Consider the following 19357-nt stretch of genomic DNA (forward strand, 5'->3'; position numbering starts at 1 on the left):
TACTCGACACAAAAGGGTGCTGCCGACCCGCAGGCAGTTCGGCAGCACCCGGCTATGTTCCGATGATCCTGGTTACTGGGTCCTGCTGCTTGCGGCGTAATACTGCAGATCCTGCACGACAGGGCGCGCAACGACTGTGTACGGAGAGGTGACCGCGGCGATCTGCGCCCCGTTCCGGTCTGCACTCGCACCGACCGTGCCGAGCGCCAGCGGGAACGTCCTGCTTGATTCTCCTGCCGGCGCCTCGAACGATGCCTTTTTTCCTCCGATTGAGACCGTGACCGTCGCCGGTGCCGTGAGGAATGTGAGCACTCCGACGGTATCCCGAGGCTTCATGGCTGTTCCACTCAACGTGGGCGACATGAGCTGCTGCGGCGTGGTCGGCGTCGCTGCATAGGGCTGAATCCGGTGCGTCAAGTAGATCGAGTCGTTGACGATAGCCGGCGCCGAGCCCTTCTTGAACTGGCTCAGGTAGTACGCGTTGATATCCAGGAAGGCCTCGCCGTGCGCTGCCGAAGGAGCAAACGACGTCCCCTCGGAGTAGTCGTTCCACGTGACCAGTTGCACCAATTCAGAACCGTTCGACAGCGCCCGTTTCCAGGACGCCTTCAGGGTTTCCGTATTGCCGGCTTCGTCATAGAGGTAGCTTCGGGGCCGGACGTCCTGGACGGCAACGGGAGACATCCACTTCACGCCGAGTGCTCGTGCCTTCGCCGCGTAGTCGGGACCGTTCTCGATGGTCACCGGCGTCCGGGTTCCCCAGTTGCTCAACGCATAACTGATCGGTGCAAAACTCTTCAGGTTCTCGTCACTGGCATTAAGGAATACGGCGATGAACGCCGTCTTGATTCCATACTGCGAAGCCAACGTCGACTTCAACTGCCCCCACCAGACCGCGTTCTGACGCTCGGCGGCGAAGGAGGAGAGAACGAATTCGCCTGTACTCAGACGATAGGTGGCCGGGGACTTGTATAATTCGGCAAGTTTCGCCGCGATGGTCGCGATGCTGGCCTTTCCGGCGCTGGCCGTCATATCCAGGTTCGGGACAATGGTGAAGTTTCTGCCGGACTGCTCCGCGCCCTGCACCAAATCGAGTGTTCGCTCCCAGTTGAGGCCGGACAGACTCATGATGTCGACGGTGAAGCCATCGATACCGGCATCTGCCGCGTCGGTGACTTCCTCTTTCATATCAGTGAGTTTCCAATCCCCCGAACGCGGAGCGCGAGCCTCAGGGCGGTCGCGCAGCAATCCGCCGTAGTTGGCGTGGATGCCTCCCTCGCCCTGCGAGGTGAGGTAGTTGATCGCATAGTAATCCGATGCGGGTGCCTTGTTCTCGATGGAGATGGGGTACGGCGGAAAGTAGTGTGCAAAGACCTTTTTGCCGGTGGTGTTCGACCCGGGAACCGCGAATGACAGGTTGTCGGATCCGGTCGCCGAGCCGGTCGCCGAGCCGGTGGCCGAGCCGGTCGCCGAGCCGGTGGCCGAGCCGGTCGCCGAGCCGGTCGCCGCGCCGGTCGCCGAGCCGGTGGCCGCGAGGACGAGCTTCAGCGTGGGGCGCGCCTCCCCTTTGCCTACGAACGAGGTGCTCACAAACTTCTGGGCGAAGCGCACCTCGAACGCAGTCGACCCGGACAACGCTGTACCGTTCAGACCCGAGAGCGGCACAGAAATTGTCTGTCCGGTCAGAGCCCGAACCGATGCCCCACTCAGTTCCGTGTCGATGTGGGCCGGGCGGTTCAACTCAGTCAGAGACGACGCGCTCCAGTCCGAGGAGACCGGATAGACCTGCACGCCAGGTGCGGTAGAGGTGGTGCTGGCGACTTTCAAGTCCAATGTCGCCGACACGACGCTCATGCCCGTGTACTGTGCCGTGTCGAATTTGAGGAAGGTCTTGTCAGCCAGCGACGTGGCGCTGACGTACGGCGTGGCGTTCTGGGGTGTGCTGGGTTCGCGGATAGTGGTCCAGGTGGCCTCCCCCGCTTTCACTGCGATCGGGGCAGCGGCGACAGCCTGGGGAGAGGTCACCGCCGACGCGGGCAACGGAACGAAAGCCGATAGGGCCAGCACTGTCGCCGCAAGGACGGCCGTGAGTTGCCATAGCTTGGCGAGACGTGGCTTGCCATTGGGGTGCCGGTTCAGGAATTTGATCGGGGATTTTTGGGCAGCATAAAGTGCAGACATACAACATCTCAAGATTGTGCGCGATCGAGAGCGCGAGGAATGTGACCCCCGAAGAGGGGCCACCTGAGCAATATTCGAATGCTATCGAAGGGTAGTGCGATTACCAAATAAGACGAGAGTGTCAAGGGCCTGGACAGACCACCGGCAGGGATTATTTCGACGGGAGCGAGCACATATTCAGGACCGCCGTCCGACCGGTCTGGGCCTGCTGTCGCCGGGATTCTCCCGGCCGGCCTCAGGCCGCGAAGCGGTCCGTCGCCTCGATGATCGCGTCCAGGTTGCCCGGCTCGTCGAAGGAGTGACCGGCATCCGGGATCAGCCTGAAATCGGCCTCCGGCCAGTTCTGGTGCAGCTCCCAGGCGGTGAACGCGGGGGTGCACATGTCATAGCGGCCCTGCACGATGACGCCGGGAATGTCTTTCAGCCGGTCCGCGTCGCGGATCAGCTGGTTCGGCTCGAACCAGCCCGAGTTGGTGAAGTAATGGTTCTCGATCCGGGCGAAGGCCACCGCGAACGCCGGCTCGGTGAAACGCGCGATCGTGTCGGGTTGCTGCAGCAGCGTGATGGTCGAGGACTCCCAGGTGGACCAGGCCACGCCGGCCCGCTCGCGCACGTACTGGTCGGGGTCGTGCAGCAGGCGCTTATAGGCCTTGATCAGGCGGCCGCGCTCCTCCACCGGAACCGGGGCGATGAAGCTCTCCCAGAGGTCCGGGTAGATCGCCGACGCGCCGCCCTCGTAGAACCAGTCGAGTTCCATCGGGCGCAGCGTGAAAATGCCCCGCAACACGAGTTCGGTGACCCGGTCCGGGTGTGTCTCGGCGTACGCGAGGCTGAGGGTGCTGCCCCAGGACCCGCCGCAGACCAGCCAACGCTCGATCCCGAGGTGCTCGCGCAGTTTCTCGAGGTCGGACACGAGGTGCCAGGTGGTGTTGGTGGTGAGGTCGGCGTCCGCCGCGCTCGCGTGCGGCGTGCTCTGACCGCAGCCACGCTGGTCGAAAAGGATGATGCGGTACTTCTTCGGGTCGAAGACGCGGCGTTGCTTCGGGCTCGATCCGCCGCCCGGCCCTCCGTGCAGGTAGACGGCCGGCTTGCCGTCGGGGTTGCCGGATGCCTCCCAGTAGATGGTCTGCCCGTCACCGACCTCGAGGAGTCCGGTTTCGTAGGGTTCGATCTCGGGGTAGAAGGTGCGCATACCCCCGAGCCTATTCGAGCCGGTGGGCCAGAATGACGACCTGCACTCGGTCACGCAGCTCAAGCTTGGCCAGGATGCGTCCGACGTGGCTCTTGACGGTGGACTCGGACAGGAAGAAACGTTCGGCGAGCTCCGGGTTCGACAGACCCTCCGCGACCGCGAAGAAGACCTCTCGCTCCCGCTCGGTGAGCAGGCCGAGTCGGCCGGCGTCGGCATCCGCTTCGGTACCGTCGGCCTCCCGATCTGCCCCCGGAAGCTTCGCTCCGAACAGGTCCAGCATGCGCCGGGTCACCCGCGCCGAAACGGAGGCGTCTCCCGAGGCCACGGCCCGGATTGCCGCGGTGAGTTCAGCGGGCTGGGCGTCTTTCAGCAGGAACCCGCGCGCGCCCGCGCGGAGGCCACCGAACGCGTACTCGTCGAGGTCGAAAGTGGTGAGAATGATGATCCGGCTGTCGGGGCACGCGGCGGTGATCCGCCGTGTGGCGTCGATGCCGTCGATTCCGGGCATCCGCACATCCATCAGGATGACGTCGGGATGCAGGTCGGTGGCGAGTGCGATCGCCTCGGCGCCGTCGCCGGCCTCGGCCACCACGGTGAAATCGTCCTCGGCCTCGAGCACCATCCGGAAGCCCGTGCGCAGCAGCGCCTGGTCGTCGACGAGCAAAATCCGGATCGGCGTCATGCCCGTTCCCCCGTCTCGTCGACCGTCATCGTCGCGCGCACCTGCCAGCCGCCGCCGGGACGGCACCCGGCCACGAGGGTGCCGTCGTAGAGCGCGACGCGCTCGCGCAGCCCGATGATGCCCCGCCCGGCAGCCGACGATGGCAATGTGGCCGACGCGTTCCGGCCGTCGTCGGCGATGACCACCTCGAGCCGCCCCGGTACCCGGATCAGTCGCACGGTCACCGCGGTCGGATGCGCCGAATACCGCAGCGCGTTGGTCAGCGATTCCTGCACGATCCGGTAGACCGTCAACTGCAGACCCTGGCTCCCGGGAATGCGCCCGGTGAGTTCCAGCCGGGCGGGCAGTCCGGCGGCGTGGAACGATTCGACCAGGTCGACGAGCTGGTCGGCGCCGGGTTGGGGCCGGAGGGGGATATCCGTCCCCTCGGGGTCGCCCTGCTCCTGAGGACCCTCACTCAGCACGCCGAGCAGCCGGCGCATCTCGGACATCGAGCCGCGGCCGGTCCGGGCCACCTCGCGCAGCGCAGCGCGCGAACGTTCCGGGTCTTTGACGAGCAGCGCGTCGGCGCCGTCGGCGAGCGCGACCATGACCGAGAGGCTGTGCGCGATGATGTCGTGCATTTCCCGGGCGATGCGCCCGCGTTCGGTGATGCGGGCGAGCTGGGCCTGCTGGTCGCGCTCTCGGGCCAGCTGTGCGGCCAGTTCGACCAGCGCGGCCACATAACGCTTGCGATCGCCGACCGTGACACCGATCAGGGTGGCCGCGAGCATGAGGACCGCGGATTGGGAGGCGACCGCAAGCCAGGATGCGTAGCTGCTCGCGCCCGGAAAAGCACCTAGGGCGCCGATGCCGATCGCCACGGCGAGGCCGAACCAGGCGCTTCGCACGCCACGATAGACCGCGGCAGTGTAGAGCGCGATCAGCACGGGCAGGGTGTCGCCCTGGCCGGGGAACGCGACGACCAGTCCTGCGCAGGTCACCCCGAGCACGAGAAGCGGGGCATGCCGCCGGACCAGCAGTGCGGCCGTGATGACCATCACCACCGCGGCGGTGATGAGGGCCTGCGGCGGCAGGCCGGGCCCGGCCTGCCGTGTCAGGTCGATCAGGAAAACGACGGCCATCGGCACGAAATAGGCGCTCGCGACCAGCGCATCGCTGAGCCACGGATGCCGCGACCAGAACCGCCCGGCCACCCCCGGCGGTGTCGGCAGACGAAGTTCGCCCTCGGTCGGCACAAGCGGCCGGCCGAGGGCGAGGAGTGATTCGGTCATTCAGAGGACTTTACGCGTCCCTCCGCTTCAACACCACAGCGGCACCGACCAAGCTGACCGCGAGCCAGCCGAGCACCACCAGCAGGTTGACCCACCATTCGATCGGCACCGGGCTGAACGACATCAACCCGAACATGTTGATGCCCGCGTTCGACACCAGATACGGCAGCACCGCGGCGGCCCACGGGGCAGCGATCACCTGGAACACCATCGGGAGCAACAGCACGATGCCGAGCACGACCGCGATGCCGCCGGCCCCGCTGCGCACGATGGTGCCGATGCCGAGGGCGAAGACCGCGATCAGGGCCAGGTAGAGCGCACCGCCGAGTACCGGCAGGAACACGGCTGGATCCGCGAAGCTGACGCCCAAGCCCTGCCGGGAAAGCACCAGCGACGCCACCAGATAGGAACCGAGGTTGGCGGCCAGCCCAACCACGAAGGTCGTGACGAACAGCACGGCGGCCTTCGCCGCAAGGGCGGGCAGCCGGCGCGGCACCGCTGTCAACGTGGACCGAATCATGCCGGTGGAGTATTCGCCGCTGATGGTCAGCGCGCCGAGGACGGCCACGATGAGTTGGCCGAAGAACACCCCGAATGTCGCGGTCTGGGCGATGAAAGTCGCCTGGTCGGCCGCGGGGATCATCGAGGCGTCCGCACCCTGCAGGTCGAGCGTCGAGGACATGACCGCCGCGAGGGCGAGCGAAACCAGTACGAGCAGGGCGTACGACCAGGCCGTCGAGCGCACGCTGCGCAGCTTGATCCACTCCGACCGCAGCAGGCCCGCCGCGCTCAGGCCGTGCACAGCGGATGCGGCGCCGGGCACGGTGCCGTCCGCGGCCGGGGAGGAGGAAGCAGCGGGCGCGGGCGTCTTGGTCGCGGTTGTCTCGGTCATCGTCATGCCTCCTGCAGTTGCGCGGAGCCGCTGGCGCGGTACTCCACCTCGTCTTGGGTCAGGGCCAGGTAAGCCTCTTCCAGTGACGCGCTCACGCCGGTCAGCTCGTGCAGCACGATGCCCGCGGCGGCGGCCTGTTCGCCGATGTCACCGGCCGAAATACCGGCTACCTCGAGCAGGTCCGGCTCTCCGGTGCTGACGGTGACGTCGGGCTGGGCGAGCAGGGCCGCAAGCTGGGCGGACTGAGGGGTGCGCACGCGCACCCGGTGCGTGCCGGCCATGCCGATAATCTCGGAGACCGGGGCATTCACGATCACCTTTCCCCGGCCCAGCATGATCAGGTGGTCGGCCGTGAGAGCCATTTCGCTCATCATGTGCGAGGACAGCAGCACGGTTCGGCCCTCCGCGGCGAGGTACCGCATCAGCTGGCGCACCCACTGCACGCCCTCGGGGTCGAGCCCGTTGACGGGCTCGTCGAGAATCAGCACCGCAGGGTCGCCGAGCAGCGCCGCTGCGATGCCGAGGCGCTGGCTCATGCCGAGGGAGAAGCCGCCGACGCGCGTGCGGGCGACGGCTCCAATCCCGGTGAGCTCGATCACCTCGTCGACCCGGGTGGCCGGGATGCCGTGGGTGGCCGCCAGGGCCAGCAGGTGGTTGCGGGCCGAGCGGCCGGTGTGCACGGCCCTCGCGTCGAGCAGCACGCCCACCTCGCACAGCGGCGCCCGGTGCTCGCTGTAATGCTTGCCGTTGACCGTGACCGATCCGGCGGTCGGCCGGTCCAGTCCGACGATCATGCGCATGATGGTGCTCTTGCCGGCGCCGTTCGGACCCAGCAGGCCGGTCACCTTGCCGGGCTGCACGGTGAAGTCGATCGCGTCGACCGCGGTCTTGCCGCCGTGCCGTTTGGTCAGGGACTGTGCCTGAATCATCCGTCTCCTCGTTGTACATCGGTGGGGCCGGTCTCACCGTGTGAAATCGACCCGTCATCGACGCTACGGGGGACGGATGCTGCACGCATCGGCCCAGCGGACGCTTGTGCGCCCGCCGGCCTCGTACCTGGGTACGACACGAGGGTGCCCGTTCCGGTAGAGAGCGGCCGGCGGAACGGGCACTCTCCACCGGATCGGGGCTACCTCTTGGCGGGAGTCTTCTCGGCGCGGGGAGCGGTGCCGTTGGCACGCTGGGTTTGGTAGTAGTCCCTGGCCTCGTTCTGGCGCTCCTGCTCGGCACCGCTGGCGATTGCCGACCGGAGGTGGTCCTGGCTGTAACCGAAGGCGTCGACCAGGTCGACGGAGTGGGGGCGGAGCCGGGCGATGATGCGGTCGATGTAGGCCGTGACCGACTGTGCCCGCTTGGCCGACAGGCGCCCGTGGATCAGGTACCAGGCCAGGTGCTTCTCCACCAGTCCGAGGCCGAACAGGTCGCGCAGCCAGGTCAGGACCTGCTTCGTGCCGGCGTCTTCGGCGGTCTCGACCGCCCGGGTGAACGCCTCCCACTGCAGCAGCTCGCCGTGTGAGCGGGCCGCCTCGATCAGCTGGTCCTGGTTGGCGTTGAAGAGGGCCGCGGCATCCTTCGGTGCCAGCTTGCCGGCCGAGCGGAGCTTGCCCGCGATCTCGGCGATCATGGTTTCGACCCGGTCGGTGAGCAGCTCCCGCTGCACCGTGGTGTCGCGGAGGTGGCCCACGGAGCGAGCGGTGGAGCCGAAGTCGGAGACCGCCTGGCCCAGGGTGCGGAGCCCGGTACCGTGGTAGGCGCGGCCGGCAGCTTGCTGCACGACGTAGCGGGCGAGCACGCCCGGGCCGGCTGAGGCGAACTTGCGGCTGTAGTCGGTGAGCAGACGCTTCGCGACGAGCTGCAGGAGCACGTTGTTGTCGCCCTCGAAGGTGGCGAAGACGTCCAGGTCGGCGCGCAGGCCGACCAGCCGGTTCTCGGCCAGGAATCCGGCGCCGCCGCAGGCTTCGCGGGCCTCCTGCAGGGTGTCGAGAGCGTGCCAGGTCGAGAGCGGCTTGAGGGCGGCGGCGAGGGTTTCGAGGTCTTGCCGGTCGGCATCCGTGTCGGCCTGGCCGCTGAAGACCTGATCGAACTTGACCAGGAACTCGTCGTGGGCGAACGTGTGCGCGTAGGTCGTGGCCAGGCGCGGCAGCAGACGGCGCTGGTGGCGCTGGTAGTCGAGGATGACCTCCTCGTCGGTGTCGCTACCGGCGTTGAACTGGCGGCGCTGGCTGCCGTAGGTGATGGCGATCGTGAGGGCCATCGCCGAAGCCTGGGTGGCGGCGCCGTCGAGCGAGACGCGGCCCTGCACGAGGGTGCCGAGCATGGTGAAAAAGCGGCGGCCGGGGCTGGAGATCGGGCTGGCGTAGGTCCCGTCCTCGGCGACGTCGCCGTAGCGGTTGAGCAGGTTTTCGCGGGGGATGCGCACCCCGTCGAAGTGGAGCCGCCCGTTGTCGATGCCGTTGAGGCCACCCTTGAGGCCGTCGTCCTCGCCACCGATGCCGGGGAGGAAATCCCCGGACTCGTCGCGGATCGGCACCCAGAATGCGTGCACTCCATGGTTGACGCCTGCCGTGATCAGCTGGGCGAAGAGAACGGCGGCGATGCCGTCTTTCGCGGCGTTTCCGAGGTAGTCCTTCCACGCCGCGCGGAACGGGGTGTCGATAACGAATTCCTGCGTGGCAGGGTCGTAGGTCGAAGTCGTGCCGATGGCCGCGACATCCGAGCCGTGTCCGGTCTCGGTCATCGCGAAGACGCCCGGGACCTGCATGGTCATGATGCCCGGCAGGTAGGCGTCGTGGTGCTTCTTGGTGCCGAGGTGCAGCACGGCCGCGCCGAACAGACCCCACTGCACGCCCGCCTTGATCTGCAGGCTGGGGTCGGCGGTGACGAGTTCCTCGAACCCGGCGATGTTTCCGCCGTGGTCGTCGGCGCCGCCCAGGTGCGTCGGGAACGCGCGGTGCACGTGCCCGTTCTCGGCCAGGATCAGGAGCTGGCCCAGCACGCGTTCGCGGTGCTCGGCCATGGATTGACCCTCGATGCGCTGCAGTTCGGGCTTGGCCGTGAGCTCGCGCGCCCGCAGGCGCACGTCGGCCCAGGTGCCGAGCAGCTGCCGGTGCAGCGACTCGATGTTGACCGTGGGGGCACCGGCCTGGCCGGCGATCATGACCGGGCCGGTGTCGACGCCGGGCGCCACGGGGGGCGTGACGGCGACGGTCGTGGCCAGGGTCGCGTCCGTCTTCTTGTCCGTCTTGGCGGGGGTCTTCTCCGTCTTGGCGGGGGTAGTGCTGTTGGAGCGCTGAGCAGTGTCAACCATCATTGGTCCTTCGTCTTCGCGCGAACTCGAAATTTTCTTACACGTTAGGCGGCTCTCACGAAGCGGGGAAATAGTGCGTGACGGGCCTACAACGAAGGATGCTCCGCCCGGCATTCGTCTTGTAGGTTTCCACAGCGGTAAAGGGTCTGACGGCACCGTTACCCACAAACGGGGCACCACCTCTGCCGGAGCGACGGCCCGGCCGCTCCTAACGAATTCGACGGAGATTTTGCCCTAGAAGCCCTAAAACAAGCCCAAAACGTGGCTTTAGCTCAAAATCTCCGTCGAATTCGTTGGGGCACAGGTCGTCGGGGTGCGGGCGGTGACGTGGAAGAGGTGCCAGTGGCGAGGGCCGAATGCGGACTGACCGGGGCGGTCGTCTTCGACGAGGCCGACGACGTGCAGACCGGCCAGGAGCGCCTCGACCTGGCCGCGATCATGGAAGTTCATGTCTGCGCGGCCGGCCCATTCATCGTGGGGGCCGAAGAATTCTCCGGCGAACCAGGCGCCGGGCTTCAGCGCCGCGCGGATGCCCGCCCACAGGTCGGGGAACACTGCGGGGTCGCAGAAGGGCAGGGAAAACCCCGCATAGACGAGGTCTGCGGCGGGCAACTCGGGGAGATCCTCGAAGCGGGACCGGTGAAAGACCAGGCGGGACTGCTCCGCGGCGCGAAGGCCCGTCCAGACCCTGGCCTCAGAGCCCGGGTCGGCGTCGAACGCGTGTACAGTCCAGCCGGCGGCGAGCAGGTGCCGGGTCTCGGTGCCCGCACCGCAGCCCAAGTCGATCGCAGTGCCGGGTGGGGCGGGTGGCGCGTCGGCGCAGAGGTCGAGGGCACGGAGGTCGAGGGCACGGAGCAGCACCGCACGCGGTGGGCGAGCGGCCTGAGCGTTGAAGTACTCGGTCCAGTCCATGACTCAGTTCTACCCGGTCCTGCGGGATGCCGCGGGTTGGGTCCGGGACGGGAGGCGTCAGGTTCCGGCGGACACGACCTCGAGGAGGGCGGCGCCGTAGGCGTCGAGCTTCTTGGCACCGACGCCGGAGATGCCGTCGAGGTCGGCCAGGGTGGCCGGCTTCGTCGCGGCGATCGCCAGCAGGGTTGCGTCGCCGAAGATGATGTAGGCCGGCACGCCCTGCTCTTTGGACTGGGCGGAGCGCCAGACCCGCAGCGCCGCGAACAGGGTCTCCTGCTCGGGGCTGAGATCGGCCGCGGCCGCCTTCGCGGCGCTCTTGCGGGCCCCGGCCGCGGGGCGGGCGGCCCGTTCGGGCTCGGTGCGGAGCTCCACTGTGCGGCGGCCAGCGAGGACCTCTGCGGCGGCATCCGTCAGCACCAGGGTGCCGTATTCGCCGGAGGTGGCCAGGAAACCCTGGGCGAGGAGCTGCCGCACGACGCCGCGCCACTGCTGGTCGCTGAGGTCGGCACCGATGCCCCAGGTGGCCAGCTGGTCGTGGCTGTGCTGAGTGGTGCGCGGGGTCACCTTGCCGCGCAGGATGTCGATGAGCTGCCCGGCGCCGAAGCGCTGATTGCGCTCGCGCAGCAGGCGCACCACGGTGGAGAGCAGTTTCTGGGCAGGGACGGTGCCGTCCCAGCCGACGGGGGGTTCGAGGCAGGTGTCGCAGTTGCCGCACGGCTCGCTGGACTGGCCGAAGTAGCGCAGCAGGTTGACCCGGCGGCAGCTGACGGTCTCGCAGAGCGCGAGCATGGCGTCGAGGTGGGCGGAGAGCTTGCGCCGGTGGCCGAGGTCGCCGGGCGACTCGTCGATCATGCGGCGCTGCTGCACGACGTCTTGCAGGCCATAGGTGAGCCAGCCGGTGGAGGGCAGGCCGTCGCGGCCCGCGCGGCCGGTCTCCTGGTAGTAGCCCTCGACGGACTTGGGCAGGTCGATGTGGGCGACGAAACGCACATCCGGTTTGTCGATGCCCATGCCGAACGCGATCGTGGCGACGATGATGACGCCCTCCTCACGGAGGAACCGGGACTGGGTGCGGGCGCGCAACCCCTGGTCGAGGCCCGCGTGGTAGGGCAGCGCGTTGAGCCCGTTCTGGCGCAGAAATTCGGCGGTCGCCTCGACGGTCTTGCGACTGAGGGCATAGACGATGCCGGCATCCGAGGGGTGCTCGGCCTTGATGAAGGCCAGGAGCTGCTTGCGCGGCTCGGCCTTGCCGACGATGCGGTATTGGATGTTGGGCCGGTCGAAGCTGGCGACGAAGTGCCGGGCATCGCCCATCTGTAGCCGGGTGGTGATCTCTTTATGGGTGGCGTCGGTGGCCGTGGCGGTGAGAGCGATGCGGGGAACATCGGGCCAGCGGTCGGCCAGGTCGGACAGGGCCAGGTAGTCGGGCCGGAAGTCGTGCCCCCACTGCGACACGCAGTGGGCCTCGTCGATGGCGAAGAGGGCGATGGTGCCGCGGTCGAGGAAACGCTTGGTGGCCTCGGAGGAGAGTCGCTCGGGGGCGACGTAGAGCAGGTCGAGGTTGCCGGCGAGGTAGTCGCGCTCGACCGCGCCCCGAGCGGCGGAGTCCTGGCTGGAGTTGAGGAACGCGGCGCGCACGCCCACGGCGGTGAGCGCGTCGACCTGGTCTTGCATGAGGGCGATCAGCGGCGAGATGACGATGCCGGTGCCCTCCCGCACGAGCGAGGGGATCTGATAGCACAGGCTCTTACCCCCACCGGTGGGCATCAGCACGACGGCGTCGTTGCCGTTGATGACCTGGTCGATGATGGCGGCCTGCTCGCCGCGGAAGGAGTCGTAGCCGAAGACCGTGCGCAGGGCCTCGCCGGCCGTCGCGAACTTCGCGGTGGCGCGGTGGGGCGGGGTTGCGGGTACGCGAAGGGCGGATGCGCCGGCACCGGCGCGGCCTGCCGGGCCCGCCAGGCCCGGGGCCGGTTCCCACTCCCTGGCTCCGCCGGCATAGCCGTCGGGCGGTGGCGGGGCGTCGAATTCGTCGGGTGGTTCGAACTCGTCAGGATTCCACGGTATTTCGGCGTTCCAACTCACCCGGCAACTCTACCTGCGCCCTCCGATGGTGCGGGTCGGCTACGCGGGCTGGTCGGGCTGCTCGGGCTGATTCGGTGGGCGAGGCGCGCGTCGGCGGATGGCGAGGAGGGTTCCAGCCACGGCGAGGAGAACGGCACCGAGGGCGGCGGCGATCCAGACGGCGACGAGGGGGGCTTCGGCGAGGGCGACGGCGCTTGTGTCGGTGGAATCCGGGGAAGCAGCATCCGCGGCGGCGTCCGCGGTCTCGGCGCAGACCGGTTTGGCCGGGGACCCTTCAGCCAATGCCTGGTCGGCGGCCGGTTGCCAGGTGAAGGTGAAGTCGTCGGACACCGGATGCCCGTCGGTCGAGACCACCTGCCAGGTCACCGTGTACTCGCCCGGCTGGCCCAGCTGGGCCTTGGTCTCGACGGTCGGGCCGAGCAGGCTGATACAGCCGTCACCGTAGTAGAGAGGCGTGGCCACACGCGCGGGCCCGCTGATGAGCATCCCGCTGCCCGCTCCCCCGCCGCCGAGGTCAAGCAGGGCGTCGTTCGTCGTCACGGTGAACAGCGAAGGCTGTTCAGTCACGACGGCCCCCGCTGCCGGGGAGGACCCGCCCACGGAGTCGTGGGCCGACGCCGGGGCGGCGGACCACCACGGCGGCGCGGCCACCACGGCGGCGCCCAGCGCGAGCGCTGCCCACTGCCGCGCCCTGTTCCCTCGTTTCACAGCGACCTGTCTCCCCGCCTCACACAGTTGGGGGTTTTAGGATACCGGCCACTCGCTAAGCTCGTTTTCTATGCTCACCGCGGTCCTCGGCCTCACCGGCGCACTCATCTTCGGGAGTGCCGACTTCCTTGGCGGGCTCGCCGCCAAGCGCATGAGTTCCCTGCTCGTGACGGCCGTCGCCGCGGCATCCGGGCTCGTGGCCCTGCTGCTCGCCCTACCGTTTGTGGTGGGGGTCTGGTCGCCGTCGGCCGTGCTGTGGGGCGGATTGTCCGGAGTCAGCGGCGCAATCGCGATCTCGCTGCTCTACACCTGCCTCGCGATCGGGCCGATGAGCATCCTCTCGCCGCTCACGGCCGTGGTGTCGGCGGTCGTGCCGATGACGGTGGGGCTGGCCGGCGGCGACCGCCTCGCCCCGATCGGTTACTGGGCGCTCGGCCTGGCGCTCGTGGCGGTGGTGCTCGTGGGTTTCGTGCCCGAGCGCGGCGCCGTGCGGCCGAGCCTGCTCGGCGTGCTGATGGCCCTCGGCTCCGGCACGATGATCGGCGCCTTCATGGTGATGATCGACCTGACCCCGGCGGACAGCGGGCTCGTGCCGCTGGTGATGAACCGCGCGGTTAATGCGGCGATCATGTTCTCCGTGGTCGGGCTGCTCGCCCTGCTCGCGTTGCGGCGGCGACGTTCACTGGTGACGACCGCGCCGATGACGGGCTCGTTCAGACCGGTGACGGATGCCGCGCCGCAGCCCCGCTCGACGCTCACCATCGGGCTGCGGCTGGCCGTGGCCTGCGGCGTGATCGACGTCGTGGCCAATGTGTTGCTGCTGCTCGGCATGCGCGCCGGAGACCTCAGCGTGATGAGCGTACTCACGGCAATGTACCCGGCCGGCACGATCCTGCTCGCCGCCGTGGTGCTCCGGGAACGGATCGCGCCGGTGCAGTGGTTGGGCCTCGCGCTCGCCCTCGGCGCGGCCGGGATGCTCGCGCTGGCCTGACGGACCGGGCGCCGACTGGCATCCTTTCACCGCCGACACCGTCACCCACTCGTTACGAACGACTGCCTCGGGACCCTTGCCGCGCGCGGCGATGCCACGGTACTGTCAGGCCCACACCTGAATTAGTGAACGACTGGTCGGTCACTAATTATCTGTTCCTCTGAAGGAGATTCCAATGAAGAAGTCTCGTCTGCGTTTCATCGCGCCGATTGCCGTTATCACAGCCCTTGCGCTGGCCGGATGCAGCACCTCGAACCTGGGGGGAACGGCCAAGGACGACCCTGCAGCGGAGGCCGGCCCGATCAAGATCGGCGCGGTTCTCGACGTCACCGGCGTCGGCGCCAGCCTCGGCGTGCCGGAGCAGAACACGCTCACAATGCTGGCCAAGCAGCTCAACGACGACGGCGGCATCGACGGCCGCGACGTCGAGCTCACCATCATCGACAATCAGTCGACCGAGGACGGCGCGGCCAAGGCCACGAGCAAGCTGATCGAGAGCGACAAGGTCGACATCATCATCGGTGCCTCACGCACCGGGCCCAGCCTGGCCATGCGCCCCATCGCGGAAGCCGCGAAGATCCCGATGATCTCCGTCGCGGCCAACGTGGCCATCGTCGAGGGCTCGAAGTGGGTCTTCAAGACCGCGCAGAACGACGTGGTCGTGCTCGAGCGCATCCTCGACGACGCCGAGGCGAAGGGATACACCAAGCTGGCCCTCGTGCGCGACGCGAGCGGTTTCGGCGAAGGGGTCGCGGAGTACATCACAGACCTCGGCGCCGAGCGCGGCATCACCCTGGTCATGACGGAGGCCTTCGAGCCGAGCGCGACCGACTTCACCCCGCAGATGACCAACGTGCGCGGCTCGGACTCTGACGCCGTCATCATCTGGGGCATCAACCCCTCGGCCGGCCTGGCCCAGAAGGCCTATGTGCAGCTCAGCGTGAACAAGCCGGTCTACCACTCGCACGGCATCTCGAACCAGGCATTCTTCGACGCCGCCGGTGACGCCGCCAACGGCGTCATCGCCCCGATGGGCCGCCTGCTCGTCGCCGACCAGCTGGCGGCCGACAACACCCAGCGCGAGGTCATCGAGCAGTTCCAGGCGGACTACAACGCGGCCTACGGCGAGCAGCCGTCCGGTTTCGCGGGCCACGCGTTCGACGCCTGGCACATCGCCGTCAACGCGATCGAGGCCGCCGGCACCGACGCGGATGCCCTGCGCGGCGAACTCGAGAGCGCCCAGTGGACTGGGATCTCCGGAGTCTTCCAGATGACCGCGAAGAACCACTCCGGCCTCGACGCCACCGCCCTCATCCTGGCTGAGGCCGAGGATGGTCGCTGGAACCTCCTCAAGGACTGATCGTGCTCACTGATTTCCTGCAGTTGACGGTGGCAGGGCTTTCACAGGGCTCTGTGTACGCCCTGCTCGCCGTCGGCCTGATCGCCGTCTACACGGTTCGCCACGTCATCAACATCGCCCAGGGCGAGTTCGCGATGCTGGCCGGACTGGGGAGTGCCTGGCTCGCCGCGGCCGGGATGCCGCTCCTTCTCGCGATCCTGGTCGCCATCCTCTCGGTGACCCTGGTGGCCATTGCGATGGAACGGCTGATCATCGCACGGGTGAAGAAGCTGACCCCGCTCACGTCCATCATCCTGACCCTCGGCGTCTCGACTCTGCTGCAGGCGATCATGCTGCTGGCCTGGGGGCCCGAGGCCAAGGGGGTGCCCCTGTTCCCGGGGACCAACATCCTGATCGGCGGGGTGAGCATCCGTTCTCAGGAATTCTGGATGATCGGCGCCCTCGTCGTGGTCGGCGGCGGAATTGTGCTCTTCTACGAGAAGTCGCGCTGGGGCAAGGCCCTGCGGGCGTGTGCGGAGCAGCCCGTTGCGGCGCGCATCGTGGGGATCTCACCGGTCACCGCGTCAGTGCTGGCCTTCGCGATTGCGGGTTTCGTCGGGGGTGTCGCCGGCGTGGTGGCTTCCCCGATCTACCTCTCGCTCTGGTCGGGCGGCGTACTGCTCGGCCTCAAGGGCTTCGTCGCCGCCGTCCTCGGCGGCTTCGTCTCCTTTCGTGCCGCGATCGTCGGGGCTCTCCTGCTCGGCGTGATCGAGGCCTACGTGGCCGGGTACGTCTCGTCCGGCCTGAGGGACGGCGCCGCCTTCCTCATCCTCATCCTTGTGCTCGTCGTTCGCCCCCAGGGCCTCGTTCTCAAGCCCACAGCGGTCAGGGTGTAGCGAAATGACACATGCAACCACACCTACCCTCGCCGGGACGCGCTCCCTCCGCACGCGTTTCTGGGCGAACAACAAGAGCACGCTGATCGGCTGCGGCGTGCTCGTCGCGCTGATGATCGTGGTCCCTTTCACGGCCAGTTCCTCGGTCATGAACATCGTCGTGTTCGCCATGATCTTCGCCCTGCCGGCCATCGGGCTCAACCTGCTGATGGGTCTGGCCGGGCAGGTCAGCCTCGGGCAGGCCGCGTTTTTCGCGATCGGCGCGTACACCCACGCAATCCTGCTGACCAAGCTCGATCTGCCCGGCCCGGTCGCGGCCACCGTCGGTGTTCTCGCCGCGATGCTGGTCGCCCTGCTCGTGGGCCTTCCGCTGATGCGCCTGCGCGGCCACTACCTCGCGCTGGCGACGCTGGGGCTCGGCTTCATCGTGATGATCGGCGTGCGCGAATGGGATGTCACCGGACGAACCACGGGCATCTACGGCATCTCGCGACCCACGGTGCTCGGGATCCCGATCGACAACAGCGGCTTCTTCCTCTGGTTCGTGACGCCGTTCGTGGTGATCGGGCTCATCCTGGCCCTCAACCTCACCCACAGCCGCGCCGGTCGCGCCCTCTCGGCCGTCAACGACTCCGAACTCGCCGCCGAGAGCCTCGGCGTCAACACCTATGCGCTGCGGCTGAAAGTCTTCGTGCTCTCCGCCGGCTTCGCGGGCCTCGGCGGGGTGTTCTACGCCTACCAGGTCGCGATCGTGAGCCCCGCCACCGCCGAATTCCACCTGTCGGTCTCGATCCTGCTGATGGTCGTCATCGGGGGCCTGGGATCGGTCTGGGGCGCCGTCGCGGGCGCCTTCCTCGTGCAATTCCTCGGCGAGGGCATGCGCGACGTCATCCCGGCCATCTTCCCCGGCGCCACCGGAGAGGTGCAGTTGCTCGGTTACGGTATCGTCCTGATCCTGGTGATCCTGCTCCTGCCCGGCGGCCTCCACCAGGCGGCGACCACGCTGTGGCAGAAGTTGCCGTTCGCCGGGAAGCGCCCACCCGGCGACGCGCATGCGCACGTCCCGGAGGACGACACGACGATCCCGCAGCTCCCGGCGGTCAGCACCCCGGTCGCGGCCGGTGAGCCGATCCTCGTCCTCGAGGGACTGAGCAAACGATATGGCGGCGTCGTCGCCGTCAACGATGTAAACCTCACCGTGCCGGCCGGCAGCATCCTGGGTCTGATCGGCCCCAACGGTGCCGGCAAGACGACCTGCTTCAACATGATCTCCGGAGCACTGACCCCAAGCGAGGGCACCGTCACGTTCCTCGACCAGGTGATCTCCGGCCGCAAACCGCACGTCGCCGCCGCGCACGGGCTGACCCGCACGTTCCAGAACCTGCAGGTCTTCACCTCGACGGATGTCGTCGGCAACGTGTACATGGGCAGGTACCGCAAGGGAAGCGCGGGCGTCCTCCGCGGAATGCTGGGGCTGCAGTCGGGTGAGCAGAGCGCCCACCGCGCCGCGTCCTACGAGATCCTGCAGTCGATGAAACTCTCGGATGCCGCGGACGACTCAGCCTCGGATCTGTCGTTCGGCAAGCAGCGAATCATGGAGGTCTGCCGGGCTCTGGCCGCCGAGCCGGCCCTGCTCCTCCTCGACGAGCCGATGGCCGGCCTATCCGGCGCTGAGCGCGAGGTGATGGCCGAGCTGCTGCGGCGGCTGCGGACCGCCGGGCTCACGATTGTGCTCGTCGAGCACGATGTGGCGCAGGTCATGTCCCTCGCCGACCATGTCGCGGTGCTCGACGACGGTGTGCTCATCGCCTACGGCGACCCGGAGTCCGTGCGCAATGACCCCGCCGTGGTCGTTGCCTACCTGGGCACGGACCTCGACGAGGCCGAAGCGGAACTGAACGAATTGGAGGAGCACGCATGACGCTGATCGTTTCCGGACTGGACGCCGGCTATGGCAAGCTCGCGGTGCTGCACGAGGTCAGCTTCGAGGTGGCGCGTGGGGAGATCGTGGCTGTGGTGGGCTCGAACGGGGCCGGTAAGACGACCCTGCTGCGAGCCGTCAGCGGCCTCATCCGGCCCACCGGGGGCAGCGTGACTCTCGAGGGTCGCACGATCACCGGGAAGCCCACGGAGAAGATGGCCGGATTCGGCCTGACCCATGTGCCCGAGAACCGGCTGTGCTTCCCGACCCTCTCGGTGCGTGACAACCTCATGCTGGGTGCCTGGACGAAGAAGGGCCACGGCGACGTCGACTCGATCCTCAAGCTGTTCCCCCGGCTGCGCACCCGGATGGGTCAGGCCGCCGGAACCCTCTCGGGTGGCGAGCAGCAGATGGTGGCCATCGGGCGCGGCCTGATGGCGAACCCGACGGCGATCATGCTGGACGAGCCGTCCATCGGCCTCGCGCCGAAGGTGGTCGCGGAGATCATGGACGTGCTCTCCCGGCTCTGCGTCGAGGAGCAGCTCGCGGTTCTCCTCGTGGAACAGAATGTGCGCGCCTCGTTCAAGATCGCGCACCGGGCAGTGGTCATGCACCGCGGACGGGTGGCACTCACGGGAACCCCGGCCGAACTCGTGGAACTCCCCGAGGTGCACAACGCCTACCTGGGTGGCGCAGCCGCGTAGCGGCATCCGTTGCCCGCTCCAGGAGCGGCACGCAGGTGTTGCGCCGCTAAGCGCGTGGCGTGCCAGCCGCGCAGCGGCGTAGAACCCGCGCCGCGGACCTGGTCGGCAAATGCTGCGGATGTGGTCGCTGCGGGCGACCGCGGCGACCGGCCCTAACGAATTCGACGGAGATTTTGGCTCTCCTGCTTCATCTGTGGGTGTTTCGGAGCGCCTTAACGGCCGCACGCCGCTTCCTGTCTAGGTTTCTGACTGTCTAGGAACAGAAACTCAAGG

General features: G+C 67.9%; 15 protein-coding genes. 5 read left to right on the top strand and 10 right to left on the bottom strand.

Annotated features, from left to right (window positions below):
* Positions 1-72 precede the first annotated feature (72 nt).
* The 10 genes from E3N94_RS15545 to E3N94_RS16690 all read right to left on the bottom strand — a co-directional run bounded on the left by E3N94_RS15545 (position 73) and on the right by E3N94_RS16690 (position 13233).
* Complete coding sequence (locus E3N94_RS15545; RefSeq protein WP_134570543.1) at positions 73-2181, bottom strand: endo-1,3-alpha-glucanase family glycosylhydrolase; 2109 nt, start codon at positions 2179-2181, stop codon at positions 73-75.
* Positions 2182-2416: 235 nt separating this feature from the next.
* Positions 2417-3373, bottom strand: coding sequence for a prolyl aminopeptidase (gene pip, locus E3N94_RS15550; RefSeq protein WP_134570544.1), 957 nt, complete (start codon positions 3371-3373; stop codon positions 2417-2419).
* A 10-nt stretch (positions 3374-3383) separates the two neighbouring features.
* On the bottom strand, positions 3384-4055 hold the full coding sequence (locus tag E3N94_RS15555) for a response regulator transcription factor (protein ID WP_104102527.1): 672 nt from the start codon (positions 4053-4055) through the stop codon (positions 3384-3386).
* Positions 4052-5329, bottom strand: coding sequence for a histidine kinase (locus tag E3N94_RS15560; RefSeq protein WP_241987153.1), 1278 nt, complete (start codon positions 5327-5329; stop codon positions 4052-4054). The genes E3N94_RS15555 and E3N94_RS15560 overlap by 4 nt, the downstream gene beginning before the upstream one ends.
* A 10-nt stretch (positions 5330-5339) precedes the next feature.
* A complete protein-coding gene (locus tag E3N94_RS15565; RefSeq protein WP_104102530.1) occupies positions 5340-6221 on the bottom strand; it encodes an ABC transporter permease in 882 nt (293 codons plus the stop codon).
* 2 nt (positions 6222-6223) lie between these two features.
* On the bottom strand, positions 6224-7150 hold the full coding sequence (locus E3N94_RS15570; protein WP_134415609.1) for an ATP-binding cassette domain-containing protein: 927 nt from the start codon (positions 7148-7150) through the stop codon (positions 6224-6226).
* 200 nt (positions 7151-7350) lie between these two features.
* Positions 7351-9378 carry an acyl-CoA dehydrogenase gene (locus E3N94_RS15575; protein ID WP_241987154.1) on the bottom strand — a complete coding sequence of 676 codons (2028 nt, stop codon included), beginning with the start codon at positions 9376-9378 and terminating at the stop codon, positions 7351-7353.
* 417 nt (positions 9379-9795) lie between these two features.
* A complete protein-coding gene (locus E3N94_RS15580) occupies positions 9796-10440 on the bottom strand; it encodes a class I SAM-dependent methyltransferase (RefSeq protein WP_134372783.1) in 645 nt (214 codons plus the stop codon).
* A gap of 57 nt (positions 10441-10497) precedes the next feature.
* Positions 10498-12525 (bottom strand): DNA helicase RecQ, encoded by a 2028-nt coding sequence (recQ, locus tag E3N94_RS15585; protein ID WP_166784773.1) that lies wholly within the window; start codon positions 12523-12525, stop codon positions 10498-10500.
* 39 nt (positions 12526-12564) lie between these two features.
* Complete coding sequence (locus E3N94_RS16690; protein ID WP_166784772.1) at positions 12565-13233, bottom strand: copper resistance CopC family protein; 669 nt, start codon at positions 13231-13233, stop codon at positions 12565-12567.
* A gap of 70 nt (positions 13234-13303) precedes the next feature.
* Between E3N94_RS16690 and E3N94_RS15600 the strand changes: the two genes are divergently transcribed.
* From E3N94_RS15600 to E3N94_RS15620, 5 genes are all read left to right on the top strand, one after another.
* A complete protein-coding gene (locus E3N94_RS15600) occupies positions 13304-14224 on the top strand; it encodes an EamA family transporter (protein WP_134372789.1) in 921 nt (306 codons plus the stop codon).
* Between the two features lie 175 nt (positions 14225-14399).
* Complete coding sequence (locus E3N94_RS15605) at positions 14400-15584, top strand: ABC transporter substrate-binding protein (RefSeq protein WP_134341841.1); 1185 nt, start codon at positions 14400-14402, stop codon at positions 15582-15584.
* Positions 15585-15586: 2 nt separating this feature from the next.
* Positions 15587-16459: a branched-chain amino acid ABC transporter permease gene (locus E3N94_RS15610; RefSeq protein WP_158250302.1), complete on the top strand. Its 873-nt coding sequence runs from the start codon at positions 15587-15589 to the stop codon at positions 16457-16459.
* Positions 16460-16463: 4 nt separating this feature from the next.
* Positions 16464-18380: an ATP-binding cassette domain-containing protein gene (locus E3N94_RS15615; RefSeq protein WP_134372798.1), complete on the top strand. Its 1917-nt coding sequence runs from the start codon at positions 16464-16466 to the stop codon at positions 18378-18380.
* The gene (locus E3N94_RS15620) at positions 18377-19084 is read left to right on the top strand and encodes an ABC transporter ATP-binding protein (RefSeq protein ID WP_134401808.1); all 708 of its coding nucleotides are present in this window, start codon (positions 18377-18379) and stop codon (positions 19082-19084) included. Before E3N94_RS15615 ends, E3N94_RS15620 begins: the two co-directional genes overlap by 4 nt.
* The last annotated feature ends 273 nt before the right edge of the window (positions 19085-19357 follow it).

Source organism: Cryobacterium sp. Sr3 (assembly GCF_004402835.1).
GTDB lineage: Bacteria > Actinomycetota > Actinomycetes > Actinomycetales > Microbacteriaceae > Cryobacterium > Cryobacterium sandaracinum.